Raw genomic sequence first — 17,874 nt, forward strand, 5'->3', positions numbered from 1 at the left:
ACTGTAAAAGTGTTACCTTTGTTACCTTTTAACCATATATAGTTAACGGATGTAAAAAAACAAGATAAAAACAATGAAAAAACTGTCAGATATGTCAGGTTTTAACCAAATACAGTTAATAAACGTAAATATGGTGATGGGTTAGACTTGCGCCTTAGCGTCTCTGCGAGAGAATATTATTGATTATTGATAACTGGCAAGATGCTTCGCTCCACTCATCATGACAAACAAATTATTAATTGTTCTCGCTGTCATTTTTTGTCAGAGAAAGAGAAGTTTCTTACTTTACACTCTATTTACTAAACTTTTTAACATTATTATTGTTGAATCTTTAGTTATTTTATCTTTACACTCTTAAAATGATTTAAATATCAGGCATACATCTATGTATAAAAGACTTCTCACTACCTCCGTCATATTCATTACAACTGCAATATCGTTATATTCCCAGTTTGCCATACACAAAACAGTAGTTCCTTCGCAACCTGCCGATTCTATAGATATCGCTTTCTATTCCAAAAAGAAAGGACTTGGAGCTGCAACCCAGATATTTTCATTCAATATGGGTTTATGGGCATTTAACAGATATGTAGCCAAACAGGACTATGCATATATCGATATCCACACCATCAGAAAAAACATTAAGCATAAGTGGGTATGGGATAATGATGATATGGGCAATAATATGTTCCTGCATCCCTATCATGGCAATCTTTATTTCAATTCAGCCCGTTCGCGGGGATACAACTTTTGGGAATCAGGAGCCTTCGCCCTTGGAGGGAGTGCCATGTGGGAATTGTTTATGGAAAACGAATATCCTTCGTTCAATGACATCATAGCTACCCCTGTAGGCGGGCTCGCTTTGGGAGAGGTTTTTTACCGCACATCCGACCTGGTTCTTGACGACCGGAAGATTGGAATGAACCGTTTCGGACGCGAATTAGCCGCTTTTGTTATTGCTCCTACCCGGGGCCTTACCCGTGTACTGAACGGTGATGCATGGCGTAAACGCGCCACGACGGGTAAACAATTCGGAGTACCGGATGTATCTGTGGAAATAGGTACGGGCGTACGGGCGCTGGAACTGAAAGGGCAGATACTGGATAAGGGGGTCGGCGCTGCCGTGGATATCAATATCGAATATGGGGACCGCTTTGCCACGGAAAATGAAAAACCTTACGATTACTTTTCGTTCCGCAGCAATCTGAATGTTCAGGGCTCACAACCATTACTTAGCCAATTAAATATACTGGGGCGTCTTTATGTAACAGAAGTAATTGATAATGAGAAGGATTTCCTTAGCTTCGGATTCTATCAGCATTTCGATTATTACGACTCTGATACGATATCCGATGTGTCGGGCCAAATTCCATACAAATTCTGTACTCCGGCTTCTGCAGGTTCGGGATTCATATACGAGAACAAGCGATGGAAGAATTTAAGATTCACAGCCTTTATGCACGGCACACTTGTCCTGTTAGGAGGTACGCTCAGCGACCATTATGTAGTGGACAAGCGAAATTATAATCTGGCAAGCGGATTCAGCTCCAAGATAGGAGGAAGCCTTACCTACAAAAACAAAATAAGCGTGTCTACCTCTTACGAGATGTATCGCATGTTTACGTGGAAAGGCTATCCGGAAAATGTAGACTGGGAAAATATAAATGTCCATGAGTTCGATTATCAGGGCGATAGGTCACAAGCCATACTCCATGCTTTTAGCGTAAGAGCGGATCTGAAAATGACCGAGCATCTTTACCTGACAGGAATATACAGTAATTATACCCGGGATACCAATTACAGGTATTTCGATAATGTATTCTCCAAGACATCGGAAGGCCGTTTACTACTAAGCTATAAATTTTAAGATTATGATAATAACCGAAACTCCATATCAAGATGTACTCAACATGCGTCGGCAAGTAATGTATCCCGGCAAGGATACTGAATTTGTAAAGTTACCAGATGATGAACAAGGCTTACATATCGGAGCATATGAGAATGGCGAACTGGTATCTGTCATGTCTATCTTTCTTCACGGACGAGATGTACAGTTCCGCAAACTGGCAACCCGCAACGATATGCAGGGAAAAGGCTTTGCTTCGGCTCTTATGCAGTGGCTTATCGATTATGCCAACGACATGAAGCTGAACAGGCTATGGTGCAACGCCCGTACGAATGCAACCGATTTTTATAAGAAATTCGGATATAAGGAAACGGATGAGCATTTCTCACAGAATGGGTATGAATATATTGTAATGGAACGTAAATTCCAATTTCAAAATTAGCTTATTTTTAAATTAGCAGATATGTGAATTAAATTATTCTTAACACTTAATTCTAATACTAAACTTTTCCTACACCCCATTTGTTTTAACATCATTATTAACTAGTTATACTCTAAAATGGAAAAAAGAAAAATAGGAAAATCAAATCTGGAGGTATATCCTTTCTGCCTGGGAGGAAATGTTTTCGGCTGGACAGCCGATGAGAAAGTATCATTTGAAATTCTTGATGCATACACCGATGCAGGATTTAATTTCATAGATACTGCAAATGTATATTCAGCATGGGTACCCGGTAATAAAGGAGGAGAATCGGAATCTATTATTGGTAATTGGCTGAAGAAATCAGGAAAAAGAAAAGACCTTATTATTGCGACTAAAGTAGGAGCCGCATTTTCTCCGGATAATAAAGGTTTGAAAAAAGATTATATATTAAAACAGGTAGAAGATTCACTCCAACGCCTGCAAACAGATTATATAGACCTCTACTTTTCTCATTACGACGATCTTGTTACTCCACAGGAGGAAACACTGGAAACTTATTCCCAACTAATAAAAGAAGGCAAAGTCCGGTATATAGGAGCTTCGAATATGAGTGCTGAAAGACTTGTAGAATCTATTCATAAAAGTAAGGATAACGGATATGCTGAATATATCTGCCTCCAACCTGAGTATAACCTCTATGACAGGTATAAGTATGAAACAGAATACGAACGTGTAGTCGAGAGATACGGACTGGGTGTAGTCAGTTATTATTCATTGGCAAGTGGCTTTCTTACAGGAAAGTACAAATTTGATGAAGAAGTTAAAGGTAATAGATCCGATGCCGTAAATGAATATATGAATGATAGAGGAAGACGGATTCTGGATGCATTGACTCAGGTCTCGGAACGGCTGAACGCGACTCCTGCCCAGGTAGCTCTTGCCTGGCTTATAGCGCATCCATCTATTACGGCACCTATAGCCAGCGTTTCCAAAGCTACCCAGCTAGATATACTGAAAGCTGTTGATCTGAAATTAGGCAAAGAAGATATTGAAAAGCTGAACAATGCCAGCGAATAAGTAAAAACATCCAAAGATCATAGATATAAACAAAAAGGACAGGTTAAAGCCCTGTCCTCTTGCATTATATAATCAAAATCTTATTTAGTGTCCGCCGCAACCACAGCCTGAACCGCAGCCACCTGCTCCGGCCATCTCTTTTTCTTCGTGGCTGCCACAACCGCAAGAGTCGCCTTCGCTATCTCCGCAGCCGCAACCAGAACCACAGCCGCAACCTCCCTGAGGAGCAAATAAAGCAGCTATTTCTTCCGCTGTAGATTCTCTGACATTAAGAACCTTACCTGAGAAGTTCAATGTTTCACCTGCTAACGGGTGGTTAAAGTCCATTTTGATAACATCGTCCTTAACTTCTACCACAGAACCATTCAGGCGGTTACCATTCGAGTCCATCATCGGTACCATATTCCCTTCGAAGATCACTTCCTCATTAAGTTTGCCGTCTTGTTCAAATATATGGCGGGGTAAGTCGACCAATGCATCATCGTCGTATTCACCGTATGCCTCGTCCGGAGTAAGTACGAAATCGAAAGAATCGCCTTCTGCCAATCCGTCCAGATTCTTTTCAAAAGCCTCAAGCATCGAGTTTGTTCCGTAGATAAATTCAAGTGGAGTCTCAGCTGTAGCTCTTTCCATTAGTTCACGTTCTTCACCTTCACCTACATTAAGATCATAAGATAAAGAAACAAACTTATTTGTTGAAATTTTCATTTTTAAGTATTTGTTTGTTTAATTAATAACCAAAGTCTGTTGAGACTCTTTTGTTTATTCTTTGAAGACAACAATCGTGCCTGATTTCGCTTTAAAACAACTATCTTAACCAATTTGTTTGGAATCTACCGCCTTTTTAAGATTATCCAACGCTTTCCGGATATTAGACAGAGGCGTACCTACATTCAAACGCATATATCCTTCCCCTCCTTGCCCAAACATGGTTCCATCGTTAAGTGCCAATTTGGCATCCTTTACAAATAGCGAAACCAGTTCTTTTTGCTGAAGCGCGAGTTCTTTACAATCGAGCCAAACAAGGAAAGATGCCTGCGGCAGCATAACCTTTATTTGAGGTATATTCTCTTTCAGGTATTCATCTACAAAAGTAATGTTTTTCCAGATATACTCCTTTGCCTCGGTAAGCCACTCATCACCATGTTCATAAACAGCTTGTGCGGCAAGATAGGCAAAGATATGCCCTTCTTCCAATTCACTACTCGAAAGATAAGCATTGAATCGATCCCTCAAATCCTTATTAGGTATAATTGAATAGGAACTTACAATACCTGCGATATTAAACGTCTTGCTCGGTGCCATAAATGTTATGCTGTTTTGAGCAGCTTTCTCTGACACACTGGCAAAAGGAATATGCTTATGCGGTGTAAATGCCAGGTCGGAATGAATCTCATCCGAGATGACAAGTATCTTATTATCATAACAGATTTCAGCTATATCAACCAATTCCTGCCGTGTCCATACCCGTCCGCCGGGGTTGTGAGGATTGCAAAGGATAAGTATCTTACATGACGAATCTATTATATTTTTCAATCCGCCCAGATCCATCCTGTATTGTCCGGTTTCTAATATCAATGGATTATCTGCTACCGGCCGGTGATGTAATGTAGGTATAATACGAAAAGGATGATAAACCGGCGGCTGTATAATTACTTTATCATCTTTGGTTGTAAAGCAGTCGATTACAAAAGCAATTCCTTTGACAATACCGGGAATGAATGTTAACCATTCCTGTGCTATTTTCCAGTCATGTTTTTTGTTCACCCAGTTGATTATAGCATCGTAATATGCCTGAGACGGACATGTATATCCAAATATACCATGTTTTGCCCGCTCTATAATAGCCTCCGTAACTGCCGGAGGTGACAAAAAGTCCATATCGGCCACCCATAGGGGTATCAGATCGGGATTTCCATAGCGCGGCTCCAGTGCGTCAGTTTTAAGGGCATTTGTTCCTTTGCGGTCGATTATCTGATCGAAATTATATTTCACAATTCGGTTAAATTAAATTAGCAACCGCAAAGGTACAGAATAGTTAGCAGAATAAAGTCTTAATAAAAGATAGAAATTATTTATTTGTGGATCGTCGGACAATCTCTATTCACTTTAAGTACTTTGTGATAACAGGAATAATAAATTATGAGATATGTATTCTTTTCCAATTAGTAACCATTAATAAAACAAAAAGCCGTAATCTCCCGATTACGGCTTTTTGAACTAAATTAACCTAAAATATTCCACTAAGGTCTCAGACCTATTTATTAGTTTTGTATCTGCAACAACAATAGTCAGTTATGCTTGAAGTGTGTTGCATTAATACGTTCTATCGCTTATATAAGATTGATCCTCAATGTTTGTGTGATAAATAATCCGATATCCCCTCTTGCGTTGCCTTAAGGGCTTTATCTCCTTTTTTCCAGTTAGCAGGGCAAACCTCACCATATTCTTCAGTAAACTGAAGGGCATCGATTACGCGAAGAATTTCATCCACACTACGACCCAGTGGCATATCGTTTACCACCTGATGACGTACTACACCATCTTTATCGATAAGGAAAAGACCGCGATAGGCCTGAGGTGCACCATTAAATACATCTTCACCCTCATCGTTATAATCGAATGCGCCGGCCAATACATCATATGCCGAAGATATCATTAAGCTCTGGTCTGCTACCAATGGATATTTAACCCCTTTGATACCGCCATCGTTCTGTTCTGTCTGCAGCCACTTCCAGTGTGAGAAAGCTGAATCAGTTGAAGCACCGACCACTGCTACATTACGGGATTCGAATTCTGCTATTTTTTCCTGGAAAGCAATGATCTCAGTTGGACAAACAAATGTAAAATCGGCAGGATAGAAAAAGAATACAACATATTTCTTTCCTTTGAATTGTTCCAATGAAAAGCCTTCTACTATTTCGTTACCGTTTACCACTGCATTAGCCTTGAACACAGGCGCTTTTTTTCCTACTAATACTGACATAATCTATTATTTTTTGAGTTAGTTATTTTCAATTCCGACACAAATATAAACCCTTATTTCCAATAAGTCAAATAGATAATTATTATGTTAATATTGACATCGTTTATACCGTTTTTATAAATCGGAGATTTCAAAGATATTCACTATTTTTGCAATCGTTAAGTATTCCATAAATATTAATGATATACTTTTCTTTCTCTTGTCATGCTGACGAAGGAAGCATCCCGACCCATTTGTCAGGAAAAGAAGGAAAGAGATCCTTCGTTCCTCAGGATGACAAGAATATATTAATAAATTCTTTTTATTACTTAAGTTTAAATAGAATTTAATGATTTGATCTGAAATGATAACCGATTCCCGTCGTTTCGCTTACTTGAATAATAAATAGGCCTGTGACCTTAAATTAATTGCAATGCTTCTCTTCTTCAATCCCGGACACGAAACTGCTGTAAAAAACAGTTCTCCATATTATACAGCACCGTCAAATATTGTATCGATGCAAAAGGAACTGTCTTTTCTTCCGGCATGGTATGGTGCAGCCTGCGATTTAGTCCTGACCGATGAAAAAAACGATAGTGAATTTTATCGATTCTTGTTAGAATATTTTCCGTCACTACCTAAGCATATAACTGCCGAAAATTTACATCATTACCCGGAAATGGAGGTATCGTTATGGGGAATATCACCACAAGCCATATATTACTTCTGCGAACTGAATAAAAAATATGACACAAGCCTGAAAATACCGGAATGGAATGAGGCATACATTTACCTCAATAGCAGGCAGGCTGCAAACGATTGTTTAAAAGATATTATTGCAAACATGCCCGAAATATCAGAAAGCATCGCCACCCATTTTTATGACAAACTCGAAGATATTGAAGAAGCAGTGAATAGTTCTCCTCAACAATTATTGGCGAAAGCGCCTTATTCTTCATCAGGCCGGGGTTTGCTATGGCTTCCCGCGACAGGGCTGACACGTACAGAGCGGCAAATATTACATGGTATCCTAAAGAAGCAAGGTAGTGTTTCTATCGAAAAGGTTTTAGATAAACAGGTTGATTTTGCAATGGAATTTATATGTGATGGACAAGGAAGTATCGACTTTGCGGGATATTCTTTATTCTATACAACTAATAAAGGCGCATATCAGGGAAATTATCTGGGTTCGCAGGAGAATATCATAAACGAGCTTACTAAGAATATCCCCCTACCCCTTCTGGATAAAATCAAGTTGGAACTGATTGCTATTTTAAGAGAGAGATATGCGTCTCTTTACAAAGGCTGTATAGGCGTGGATATGCTTATATATAAAGAAGAGGGTGAATATAAAATACACCCTTGCCTGGAAATAAATATGCGTTATAATATGGGATACCTGACAATCCGTCTGTTCGAGAATTATATATCCCCCTTGTCGGATGGTGAATATTTCCTCGAGTTCAGTTCCAAAGAAGGAGAAATTTTTAACCGTCACAAACTGATGGAAGAACAGTATCCTGCTGTATTTAAAGATAACAGGCTACTCGAAGGTTATCTTCCACTTTGCCCGGTAAAGCATAATAGCAGATATTGGGCTTATATAATTGTTAAGTCATTATCACAGAAATAAGGCGGACTTATTTGCAAAGCCGTAAAAAATCCTCTACAATACTCTCATCCGCACCCAGTTCTTTTGCTTTTAGAAAATCTTCCCGGGCTAAGCGTTTTTCATATTGAGCCAGCCTTAATTGCCCCCTCAGAATATAGATAGGCGCACCATTATAGCCGAGTTCCAATGCTTTCTTTACGTCGTTTTCTGTACTTGCCAGTTTATTGAGCCTCAAATAACATTCGGCACGATTGTAATACAGATCAGCATTCGATTTATGCTTATATATCAGATCCGCGTACATTTCTTCAGCTTCTTTCCATTCCGACCTGCGTTTTTTTATAGCAGCTATCCCCATTTTCCCATTCAGATTTTCGGGATACAACTCTATAATTTTCTCAAAATCTTCTTCTGCCGCGAAAAGATTCTTATTACTAATATAAATCAATCCCCTTCGGTATAATGCTTCCAAGTCTTTCGGGTCCGTTCCAAGTATTGTATTATAGTCTTTCAGGGCATCGTCGAACCTGTTCATCTCGCAATAAAGTGCAGCCCTGTTATGCCGGATAAAAGGTACATCAGGATATTTCTCTATGGCGACATTATATGAGATCAACGCCGCATCGAGTTCTCCCAGATTACGTTGTATAGTTCCCAGATTCACCATCAACATGGGGTTATTGGGATTGGCTGGCTCTTTTCGCAAAGCGGCCTTCATCGCCTGCTCCGCAGCTGCATAATCATTCTGCTCTACATAATCCATGGCACGACTCACCATATCTTCGTATGTCTGGGCTGTCAGATTGAGAGTAAAACCAATAATAAACAAGGACAGGAGTATCTTTTTCATCAACAGATATTCATTTAGTTATTTATCAACAAATGTACGCCTTATAAACTAACTTTGTTAAAACATATTGTCTAAAAAGAATTAAAAGAGGCGGTGAAGTTGTTATACTTTCCTTCACCTATTTGCAAGATAACATCAGAATGGATATCCCACCGCAATATGCCATGCAGTATTCTTCTTAATTTTAAAAGGTTCCGAAATTGGCCATCTCCTTGTATTAGGATCACCTGACGGGTCATATGCTTTCCAACCACAATCGAGACGGATAAGGACATAATCGAAGTCGAAACGGAGCCCAAGTCCCCATGCAACTGCTATTTCCTTATAGAACTTATCCACTTTAAAACTGCCTCCTTCCTGTTTTTCATATTCCTTTACAGTCCATATATTTCCGGCATCGATAAAAGCTCCTAATTCCAATACCCAGAACAATTTGCTGCGGTATTCAAGACTGGCATCGAAACGAATATCTCCTGAATGGTAATAGAAGTTGTCTTTGTCGTTGACATTACCTGTTTCTGACGGCTTAAAATAGTATGATCCCGGCCCCAGTTCCCTGATCGACCAACCTCTTACACTATTTGCGCCTCCGGAGAAGAACCGTTTCTGTATAGGTATTTGTTCGTTATTTCCGTATGGATAGGCAATACCACCTCCAACATGCCATGCAAAAGAATTCTTCTCATCCACCTGATATGTCTTACTATAATCAACTGTCCCCTTCACATATTGCGCAAAATTAGTCCCGAATATCTGCTTAGAGCCCATCTCATTAGGCTTTGCTTTAGCAATAGCCGCAGCCAGGGCCAACACATTACCTGCCGTTTCTATAGATGCACGTATAGAATAAACAGGTTGGTTCCGTCTGGTAGGGCTGGCAATATTTGACCGGGAAAATGTATATCCCATACTCATAATAAAGTGGTCATTGAAACTATATTGCTGGGCAGCAGCCGACAGGTTATTGTAAAATGTAGAATCTAACGAACTTTGAGGCAAATGTACATAACTGATATCTATCAGATCGAATATATGCCGGTTTAAAGACAGCCTGCGATCCTGCCATATATATTTTACCCCACCTGCTAAAACAGTACGGGTGAAGAAGCCCGGTCTTCGCTGAAAGGTATAACTCGTATTAAATTGTGTAGAAGCATGTATACTACGCCGGAAATCACGCTTGAGAAACGGAAACATAAACCGGGGAAACGTAAGGGAAGTTTCTCCTCCGATCTCAAAATAATTCTTATAAAAGCTGGAAAAATTTGGTGTGATAGCTTCATAAGCACCACGTAAGCGGGCACTAAATTGTTCCGAACCTTTAAATGCATTCCGGTGCAGATAGCCCACTCCCGCACCCAAGCCAAAGAAGCCTCCCGAATTGGTACCTTCCACTTCTGCCGAGATTCCTTGTTTTTTGTCCGGCACACACGTGATTATACAGCGCAGATCGGTAGAATCATTCTCCCATGCAATATTTACATTTTTGAGAATCTTCAGTTGCGATAAGGCGCTATATGTCATGGCTGTCAGGGTTTCATTATACAGGCTTCCCGGGGTAATATAGCAATTATTGAGTATTACATTCGGTTTTATATATTCCCCTCTGGGACCATATTTTATTTTATAACCGCCTCTTTCGTAAACTGTTGTCTCCTGATACTGGCTCAAATTGCCGTCCTCCAGAGGATTATAGTCAACATACAGCTCCACCGCTTTTACTCTGTATTGACGATGAGGCACAGAAGTAGTCTGCCCGCCGGCAGTACCCTGCATAAAAGGAAATATAGTAAGATCCAATTCCACATTATTTTTACCTAATGTCGTATCTGCCTCAAATCCAATATATTCTTTATTAAACGCAAAATAACCCGCTCTTCTGAAAATGGAAGAAATCCGGTCTCTTTCCTGATCGAGCATATCAAGGTCGAATATCGAATTTTTCCTCACCAGGCTGTTTCTTTTAAGTATGGTATCTATACTCAGCGGAGGCTGTATCATCCCGTCCTTATTTTCGTTTCTACGTGATGGAGGCACTATCAGTATCGGATTGGATATGACACTGTCGTTTACATCTATTCTGTAATTGCTGATCCGGTAAGGTTCTCCTGCTTTTATATCGTATGTTATCTTCGCTGTCTTTTTATTCAAATCGATAATAGGAGTTATTTCCGCATTCAAATACCCTTTGTTTGTCATTATCCTTTCCAGATTATTTACAGTCAGATGTACCATCGAACTATCGTAGAGCACAGGCGGGTCTCCCGCATGTATCAAAGTACGGCTTATCCATTTGGTCGTATCCGTCCCGGCAAGATTGTAAATAAAAAGGGGTAATTTAAAGATGGAAAAAGTCTTATAGTTTGGCTTCTGCTTTATATAAGTCTCCATTTCATAGGTTGGTATAACTTTCTTATCGCTCTTTACAGTAGCGCTCTCCAGCAAATATTCTCCATCAGGAACAAATTTGGTGGAACTACAAGATTGAATAAAAATGGCGCAAAAACTAATTACAAGCGCAAAAACTATTATTTTATACCTCATTGGCAACCTTACAAATATAAGTAAAAGATAGTATTTAAAGCAACGTTATCTAGTCGTAATCAACTATTGCTGTTGTAAATACAAAAGTAATAAACAGGTCTGTGACCTTCATATTTATCAAATGAACGACAAATTTAGGGTTTTAATTGTTTCTTTTTGTAGTTTTGTTCCAAGAAACTGTTTAAATTAAGAAAAAGAATCGGATATGAGGCCGTATCATCCAACCATTTGGGTGACTGATAATAAAAAACAAGCATGGTGTATCAATCGTTTCTGTTGGCAGTCTACGAATTATATGTGAACAAATGAGTCTAAGCAAAAATAAATTAAAATATATCCGCTCGCTGAAAGAGAAAAAATTCAGGTCTGAATATCGAACTTTCGTCGCCGAGGGTAACAAACTGGTGAGCGATTTACTCCCTTATATGAAATGCCAGTTACTGGTAGCACTACCCGGCTTTTTATCCGAATTGGATGTTACGGACATTGACGAAGTAATAGAAGTGAACGAAAGCCAGTTGGCACAAGCCAGTTTTCTCCAAAATCCGCAACAGGTGCTAGCCGTTTTCTACCAACCGAAACATCTGGAAGCTATTGATATTAATAATCAACTTGTACTGGCTCTCGATGGAATACAAGACCCCGGGAATCTGGGAACAATAGTACGTCTGGCCGACTGGTACGGGATAAAACACATATTTTGCTCGCATGACACAGCCGATATTTACAACCCGAAAGTAGTGCAGGCCACAATGGGTGCACTGGCGCGGGTTACGATCCATTATGTAGATTTAGCCGGTTTTCTCGATAGCTGTAAACACATCCCGGTGTACGGGACATTACTGGATGGCAAGAATATGTATGAGCAGGATATCACTGCGCATGGCATTATTGTGATGGGTAATGAAGGCAATGGTATCCGTCCCGAGATAGAAAAACGGATTACAAAGAAACTTTACATCCCGAATTATCCCGAAGGGGATGCTACATCCGAGTCACTGAATGTGGCGATAGCGACAGCAATAGTATGCGCGGAGTTCAGACGAAGGAGTAAATAAGATAAATAAGGTACAGAGCCTTTATTTCAGCATATTTATATTATAACTCTTTGTAGGGAACATCTGGCTCAGTGTTTTCTTAATGCTTTGCTTTTCCTCCGTTGTTGCCTGAGAACATACGCGGACAATCTCATCAATCTTCGTTTCAGCTATAATACTAAGCAATACCGAAGACGGACGGGCATCATATAACTTCCGTACATCACCGATCGACTCTATAATTCGTATTCTTCCACGCGACGCATTTGCAGCCATCTCATCCAGCCCCATGCGATGATAGTTATACCAGAAATTATGGAAGGGTGAAGAGCTTTCCTCTGTAAGTGCCAGCACTAAATCATACCTGTTATTATTCTTCCCGGAGAACGGTTCCCAACCTTTCGCACTTAAAGATTGCGACATATTGGCTATCTCCATGGCCTTACTAAAATAAGGCTTGCCGCCATTCAGGGAAAAGGAATCGAAATCGAGACCGATAATGATGTAGGCATAAAACGAGATTACAGCAACGAGGTTGTTATCGACCGCCGTGTTATTAAAATCCAGCGATAGACCGGATGTGTAGTTAAAATCGAATTGTGTATCCCGGTAATTTATCAGTGAAGTTACATAGGACGAATTGTAAACCGGACGCTGGGATGTGATCTGTATTTCAGCGGTATAATTATTCTCCGCGGGAGAAAAACTAGTTACGTTTATACTTACATTGCAATTTATACGCTCATCCCTGCTAAAATTGGTATCCGTCCACTTCTGTTCATTTAATAACTTATTAAGTTCAGACTCCAGCGAAGAGAACAGCTGTTTATCGACAGAAGGAACCTGCTGCGTATTTATAGTCAGTTTCGCATTCAGCTCTTGTGCTTGCGAAACGGAAAAATATACGGCAACCAGTAAAAAAGACAGGATAAACCTTTTCATTTATTCCAAATTATAAGTTATACTCAATACCCTGAACTCTGTACGGCGGTTTACCTGATCGGCCATATCCTGCTGGTCGGCAGGAAGTTGTTCTATAAACTGTTCTGTGAGTACTTCCCCTTCTTTCAGAAAGTCGTATTTCTTGACAACAGCTTTGGTTACGGTCTTGGGCTGGGTTTTCCCTTTACCGGCAGCAGTCAGGCGGTCTTTTGCAATCCCATGGGCTATCAGATATTCAATAACCGATTCTGCACGGCGCTGGGACAGTCTGTTATTATATTCATCCGAACCTTTACGGTCGGTGTGCGCCGATAATTCAATGGTCACATTCGGATTCAGGTTCAGTAAATCTATCAACCCATCCAGTTCCTCTTTCGATTCGGGACGTAAAGTAGCTTTATCAAAATCATAGAATATATTCTCCAGCACCACAGGCTTGTTTATCGGAGTCAGAATAAAATCGACAAGATAAGTGGAGTCCTTTTCCATCTCCACAGTCTTCAATGCCATGCGGGTATTCAGATAATTTGCGCCACTGGCAAGGAATACATAATCAACACCCTGACGGACATCGAGAGTATAAGTCCCGTCATTCTTACCCGGAAACTTTTTATTCGTGCCGTCACGGCCTACGACGCGGATAGTGGAATTGGTGACAAACTCGTCATCCGTATCTACTATATAACCCTCTACAAGCGTCTTGATTACAGGATATTCGAATGAATAGATGTGGTCGAAGCCCTTTCCGTCGCCGCGGTTGGAACTAAAGAACCCGCTTTCCTTTTCTCCCTCGAAGGTTATGCCGAAATCGTCAGCCTGCGAATTGACCGGAGACTGCATATTTTCCGAAGTCCATCGTCCGGTTACAGAATTATATGATGCCTTAAATATATCCAGACCTCCCATCCCCGGATGTCCGTCCGATGAAAAGTAAAGGGTGGAATCATTACGCAGATAAGGAAACATCTCGTCTCCTGCCGTATTTATATCCGGCCCGAGATTTTGGACAGATTCCACAAGATCGCCAACTAAAGTTGCTTTCCATATATCTTTTCCTCCATATCCGCCTGCCCTGTCGGATACAAAATAGAGCACATCTCCGGTCGAATTTATTGTAGGGTGTGCATATACACTGAGTGTATCCCTTCTGCTTATATCCAGTTTAGTACCGGCACTCCACGAGCCGCCCGAACGTTGCGACACATAGATACCCGGGAAGAATATTCCTACCGAATCGGGAACCGGAGTATGCGTATAATACATTGTTGTCCCTGCTGTGGTAAACGATGGCGTTCCTTCATCCGACTCGGTATTAATAGCCGATTCTACATGTTCTACTTTCATCCAGTTACCATTTTCGTTTTTACGGGACATGAAAATATCATTCAGTTTCGCACCTGTTATCCCGCTGATAGTATCGCCCGTGGCTTCTTTACGGTTGGATGAAAAATAAACCTGATCGTAATCAGGAGGCAGGAGCATCGGGCTGAATTCACCTCTGTTAGAGTTAAATAAATCCATACGTTTGACGGGATACAATGTGGACTTGGCTTTCCATAACGGAGCCAGCCTTGTTCCTTCCAGCCCATTCAGGGCAAATTGATTTCCCGGATATAACTGAAGGAATTCCTGATAGTATTTTGCGGCCTGTTTATAGTCGCCTGCTTTGTGAAGGGAACGGGCATACTGAAGAGTGACCGTACTGTCATTCACTTTGTAGCGTATAGCATTGGCGTATGCTGCATTTGCCCTCATCGGATAATTTATGAGACGGTAGCTTTCAGCCATGCGGAGAGCTACTTCACCACGCAGTTCGCGTTTTTTTGCCGGTGTTTTACGGTATATCTTACGGTACATATCGGCAGCAACAAAGTACTCTCCCTGTGCAAATTTTTTATCGGCATCTTCCAGTTTCACCGATTTGCACGAAGCTAAGTATGAGAGTAATATTATTGAGCCTAATGTATAGTAAATATATCTTTTCAAAATATTTTTATTAATTTCAAGATTTCAAGATTTCATGTTTCAAAATTGATAAAACCCGTATTTTGAAATCTTGAAACATGAAATCTTGAAATTATATGATACACAAATATAACTCATTTATCCTTTTAATATTGCTTATGACAGTGAGAATCATCATGTTTATTAACTAATCCTCCCCTTTTAATATAGGTAGTTTCAGACGGTATTTTGTAGCCAGTACTCTTATCACAACCACAAACACAGCCGTAGAGATTTCTATTACAGCCAGATCCACATTCAGATAATGAAGGATGCTAAACAAAATTCCGCCCAGGATACAGGCGACAGCATAAAGTTCCTGTGTGAAAATAATAGGAACTTCATTTATCAGAATATCGCGTATCATACCTCCTACAATACCTGTGATAGTGGCCATAGACACACATACCCATACCGGATAGCCGAGAGCGAAAGCCTTTTCGTAACCTACTACTACAAATAGTCCCAGCCCGATACAGTCGAACCAGAAAATCGTATTGTTAAGATGTACCAGAAATTTACGAAAACACAGTACAATCAGAAAGGCAAACAATGTACACCATATATAGCGGCTGGCCTGTGTCCAGAATATAGGCACATCCAGCAACAAGTCACGCAAAGTACCGCCTCCGGTAGCGGTGACGAAACCGATAACTATTGCTCCGAACCAGTCGAACCGTTTAGCCGAAGCCAGACGGATACCACTGATAGCAAACGCAATTGTTCCCAGAAATTCGATTATATCGACAAGCTGTATTTTCGCAAGGTCATCAAAGAGAAACATGGTTTTTAAGTGAAAAGTGAATAATTTAATTAGCAAATTAGCAGATTCGGAAATTTGAAAATTTGAAAATAGCGCAAAGCGACAACATCATTTGCTAATATGCTAATATCCGAATTTGCTAATTCTCAAATTTCCTCATTAGCTATCATCCCGCTACCAATACAGAGTTTTGAATCCGCATCATAGACTACACCAAACTGTCCGGCAGCAATACCCTGTATCCTTTCATCGGAGTGGATACGGTAAAGATCTCCTATTTTTTCTATATAGCCATGGGTAAATTCAGGTGTATGGCGTATCTTGAACGTGATATCTTTCCGTCCTTCAAAATCTCCCCAGATATCTTCTGTGATAAAAGAAAAACCTGCAAGATTCACCACTTTGCCATATTGTGTTTCAGGATCGTAGCCATTAGAAACATAAACGATATTGCGCTTTGTATCTTTCTTTATCACAAACCACGGGCCACCACTTAGTCCCAACCCTTTACGCTGGCCGATAGTATGGAACCAATATCCGTCATGCTTTCCGAGAACATTACCTGTTTCCAGTTCCACGATCTTACCTTTGCGTTCACCCAGATAGCGGCGAATAAAGTCATTGTAATTTATTTTACCTAGAAAACAAATACCCTGACTATCTTTTCGCTGAGCCGAAGGCAACCCCTGTTGCGCAGCAATGGCACGCACCTCGCTTTTCAGCAGATCACCTATCGGGAACATCAATTTAGACACCTGTAAATAATCTATCTGTCCGAGAAAGTAGGTTTGGTCTTTCACCTGATCTTTCGCAGTAGAGAGCCATGTCTTGCCGTTCAGTTCGGTAGTTGTTGCATAATGCCCTGTCGCAATCTTATCAAATTCATGCCCCCATTTTTGCTCGAAACACCCAAACTTAATCATTTTGTTGCACATCATATCCGGATTGGGAGTCAGTCCTCGCTTTACTGCGTCTACTGTATAGCTCACCACATTTTCCCAGTATTCCTCATGCAGGGATACAACTTCCATCTTACAACCATATTTCTTTGCTATATAGGTTGTAATTTCAATATCTTCTTCAGCAGGGCAATCAATATAACCCTGCTCGTCTTCCATTCCTATGCGTATATAAAATATGGTAGGATCGTATCCTTGTTCCTTTAGCTGATGTACAACTACGGAACTGTCTACCCCACCCGATACCAATGCTGCTATTTTCATTATTATTCACCTAAGGCCGCAGACCTATCTTTTACTTACCAAATTTCTGTCTTCACAAAATTTTTAAATGTTCCCATACCAAAGCAAAATCCCGCTCTGACAAAGAATTGTTGCTCGTTTCCCGTCACATTAAAATCATAACCCGCCTTTACAAAGAAGAATTTGTAATCGACATATACATTCGGCGTAATCACAATCCCGTCCTTTCCATGTCTGAAATTGAACAGATAACCGGCATCGCAACCCACAAGGATTGTCGCATTGTTATTATTAAATAAGGATTCGCTCAGGAAAGATGTCAATTGTATCGGTTTCAGGTTCAACCCGGCAACAGGAGAACTTCCCCCTGTATAATCTATCCCGCTGGATACAAATGAATTGAGCGGATTTTTCTTATGCCATACAGGAAAAGATGCATTGGCTGCAAACTGGAAATCATTTCCTTTCCCCTTAGCATCTGCATACTGCGCCCCGATACCTATAAATTGGGCTGAACAGGCAAAAGGCAATAGCAGGAACAAGCATATAATGTGTATCTTTTTCATTTTTATCAACAATGGTCACAGACCTATTTATTAACCATCCAT

15 protein-coding genes are annotated in these 17,874 nt (G+C 40.3%); 5 read left to right on the plus strand and 10 right to left on the minus strand.

What is annotated here, in order from left to right; all coding sequences use genetic code 11:
* The first annotated feature begins 385 nt into the window (after positions 1-385).
* The 3 genes from B3317_RS17750 (at position 386) to B3317_RS17760 (ending at position 3,347) form a co-directional block, all read left to right on the plus strand.
* The gene (locus B3317_RS17750; RefSeq protein ID WP_291114340.1) at positions 386-1,867 is read left to right on the plus strand and encodes a DUF3943 domain-containing protein; all 1,482 of its coding nucleotides are present in this window, start codon (positions 386-388) and stop codon (positions 1,865-1,867) included.
* 4 nt (positions 1,868-1,871) lie between these two features.
* On the plus strand, positions 1,872-2,288 hold the full coding sequence (locus B3317_RS17755; protein ID WP_291114342.1) for a GNAT family N-acetyltransferase: 417 nt from the start codon (positions 1,872-1,874) through the stop codon (positions 2,286-2,288).
* A 117-nt stretch (positions 2,289-2,405) separates the two neighbouring features.
* Positions 2,406-3,347, plus strand: a complete 942-nt coding sequence (locus tag B3317_RS17760) for an aldo/keto reductase (RefSeq protein ID WP_291114344.1) — start codon at positions 2,406-2,408, stop codon at positions 3,345-3,347.
* 84 nt (positions 3,348-3,431) lie between these two features.
* On the opposite strand, the gene B3317_RS17765 is transcribed toward B3317_RS17760, so the two are convergent.
* The 3 genes from B3317_RS17765 to B3317_RS17775 form a co-directional block, all read right to left on the minus strand.
* A complete protein-coding gene (locus tag B3317_RS17765; RefSeq protein WP_291114346.1) occupies positions 3,432-4,055 on the minus strand; it encodes an FKBP-type peptidyl-prolyl cis-trans isomerase in 624 nt (207 codons plus the stop codon).
* A gap of 105 nt (positions 4,056-4,160) precedes the next feature.
* Positions 4,161-5,342: a MalY/PatB family protein gene (locus B3317_RS17770; protein WP_291114348.1), complete on the minus strand. Its 1,182-nt coding sequence runs from the start codon at positions 5,340-5,342 to the stop codon at positions 4,161-4,163.
* A gap of 355 nt (positions 5,343-5,697) precedes the next feature.
* Complete coding sequence (locus tag B3317_RS17775; RefSeq protein WP_291114349.1) at positions 5,698-6,333, minus strand: peroxiredoxin; 636 nt, start codon at positions 6,331-6,333, stop codon at positions 5,698-5,700.
* Positions 6,334-6,745: 412 nt separating this feature from the next.
* Between B3317_RS17775 and B3317_RS17780 the strand changes: the two genes are divergently transcribed.
* Positions 6,746-7,945, plus strand: coding sequence for a hypothetical protein (locus tag B3317_RS17780; RefSeq protein WP_291114351.1), 1,200 nt, complete (start codon positions 6,746-6,748; stop codon positions 7,943-7,945).
* A 7-nt stretch (positions 7,946-7,952) separates the two neighbouring features.
* Here the strand turns inward: B3317_RS17780 and B3317_RS17785 are convergent, their stop codons facing one another.
* Entirely contained in the window at positions 7,953-8,774 is an 822-nt protein-coding gene (locus B3317_RS17785) for a tetratricopeptide repeat protein (protein WP_291114353.1), read from the minus strand.
* Positions 8,775-8,909: 135 nt separating this feature from the next.
* A complete protein-coding gene (locus B3317_RS17790; RefSeq protein ID WP_291114355.1) occupies positions 8,910-11,318 on the minus strand; it encodes a BamA/TamA family outer membrane protein in 2,409 nt (802 codons plus the stop codon).
* Between the two features lie 305 nt (positions 11,319-11,623).
* Here B3317_RS17790 and B3317_RS17795 point away from each other — a divergent pair, with 305 nt between their 5' ends.
* Positions 11,624-12,376, plus strand: coding sequence for an RNA methyltransferase (locus tag B3317_RS17795; protein ID WP_291114357.1), 753 nt, complete (start codon positions 11,624-11,626; stop codon positions 12,374-12,376).
* Positions 12,377-12,397: 21 nt separating this feature from the next.
* Here B3317_RS17795 and B3317_RS17800 read toward each other — a convergent pair whose 3' ends face one another.
* The 5 genes from B3317_RS17800 to B3317_RS17820 form a co-directional block, all read right to left on the minus strand.
* Positions 12,398-13,297 carry a DUF4835 family protein gene (locus B3317_RS17800; RefSeq protein ID WP_291114360.1) on the minus strand — a complete coding sequence of 300 codons (900 nt, stop codon included), beginning with the start codon at positions 13,295-13,297 and terminating at the stop codon, positions 12,398-12,400.
* Entirely contained in the window at positions 13,298-15,283 is a 1,986-nt protein-coding gene (locus B3317_RS17805) for an OmpA family protein (RefSeq protein ID WP_291114363.1), read from the minus strand.
* A 166-nt stretch (positions 15,284-15,449) separates the two neighbouring features.
* Positions 15,450-16,085, minus strand: coding sequence for a trimeric intracellular cation channel family protein (locus B3317_RS17810; protein ID WP_291114366.1), 636 nt, complete (start codon positions 16,083-16,085; stop codon positions 15,450-15,452).
* A gap of 125 nt (positions 16,086-16,210) precedes the next feature.
* Entirely contained in the window at positions 16,211-17,287 is a 1,077-nt protein-coding gene (gene mnmA / locus B3317_RS17815; protein WP_291114369.1) for a tRNA 2-thiouridine(34) synthase MnmA, read from the minus strand.
* A gap of 35 nt (positions 17,288-17,322) precedes the next feature.
* Positions 17,323-17,832, minus strand: coding sequence for a hypothetical protein (locus tag B3317_RS17820; RefSeq protein WP_291114372.1), 510 nt, complete (start codon positions 17,830-17,832; stop codon positions 17,323-17,325).
* Between the last annotated feature and the right edge of the window lie 42 nt (positions 17,833-17,874).

The sequence above is a fragment of the Dysgonomonas sp. UBA7710 genome, from assembly GCF_002482385.1.
In the GTDB taxonomy this organism is placed as follows: Bacteria; Bacteroidota; Bacteroidia; order Bacteroidales; family Dysgonomonadaceae; genus Dysgonomonas.

What these genes read in the sequence shown, in the direction of transcription:
- B3317_RS17750 (WP_291114340.1), top strand. Translation starts at nt 386, where the DNA reads ATGTATAAAAGACTTCTCACTACCTCCGTCATATTCATTACAACTGCA.
- B3317_RS17755 (WP_291114342.1), top strand. Translation starts at nt 1,872, where the DNA reads ATGATAATAACCGAAACTCCATATCAAGATGTACTCAACATGCGTCGG.
- B3317_RS17760 (WP_291114344.1), top strand. Translation starts at nt 2,406, where the DNA reads ATGGAAAAAAGAAAAATAGGAAAATCAAATCTGGAGGTATATCCTTTC.
- B3317_RS17765 (WP_291114346.1), bottom strand. Translation starts at nt 4,055, where the DNA reads ATGAAAATTTCAACAAATAAGTTTGTTTCTTTATCTTATGATCTTAAT.
- B3317_RS17775 (WP_291114349.1), bottom strand. Translation starts at nt 6,333, where the DNA reads ATGTCAGTATTAGTAGGAAAAAAAGCGCCTGTGTTCAAGGCTAATGCA.
- B3317_RS17780 (WP_291114351.1), top strand. Translation starts at nt 6,746, where the DNA reads ATGCTTCTCTTCTTCAATCCCGGACACGAAACTGCTGTAAAAAACAGT.
- B3317_RS17785 (WP_291114353.1), bottom strand. Translation starts at nt 8,774, where the DNA reads ATGAAAAAGATACTCCTGTCCTTGTTTATTATTGGTTTTACTCTCAAT.
- B3317_RS17790 (WP_291114355.1), bottom strand. Translation starts at nt 11,318, where the DNA reads ATGAGGTATAAAATAATAGTTTTTGCGCTTGTAATTAGTTTTTGCGCC.
- B3317_RS17795 (WP_291114357.1), top strand. Translation starts at nt 11,624, where the DNA reads ATGAGTCTAAGCAAAAATAAATTAAAATATATCCGCTCGCTGAAAGAG.
- B3317_RS17800 (WP_291114360.1), bottom strand. Translation starts at nt 13,297, where the DNA reads ATGAAAAGGTTTATCCTGTCTTTTTTACTGGTTGCCGTATATTTTTCC.
- B3317_RS17810 (WP_291114366.1), bottom strand. Translation starts at nt 16,085, where the DNA reads ATGTTTCTCTTTGATGACCTTGCGAAAATACAGCTTGTCGATATAATC.
- mnmA (WP_291114369.1), bottom strand. Translation starts at nt 17,287, where the DNA reads ATGAAAATAGCAGCATTGGTATCGGGTGGGGTAGACAGTTCCGTAGTT.
- B3317_RS17820 (WP_291114372.1), bottom strand. Translation starts at nt 17,832, where the DNA reads ATGAAAAAGATACACATTATATGCTTGTTCCTGCTATTGCCTTTTGCC.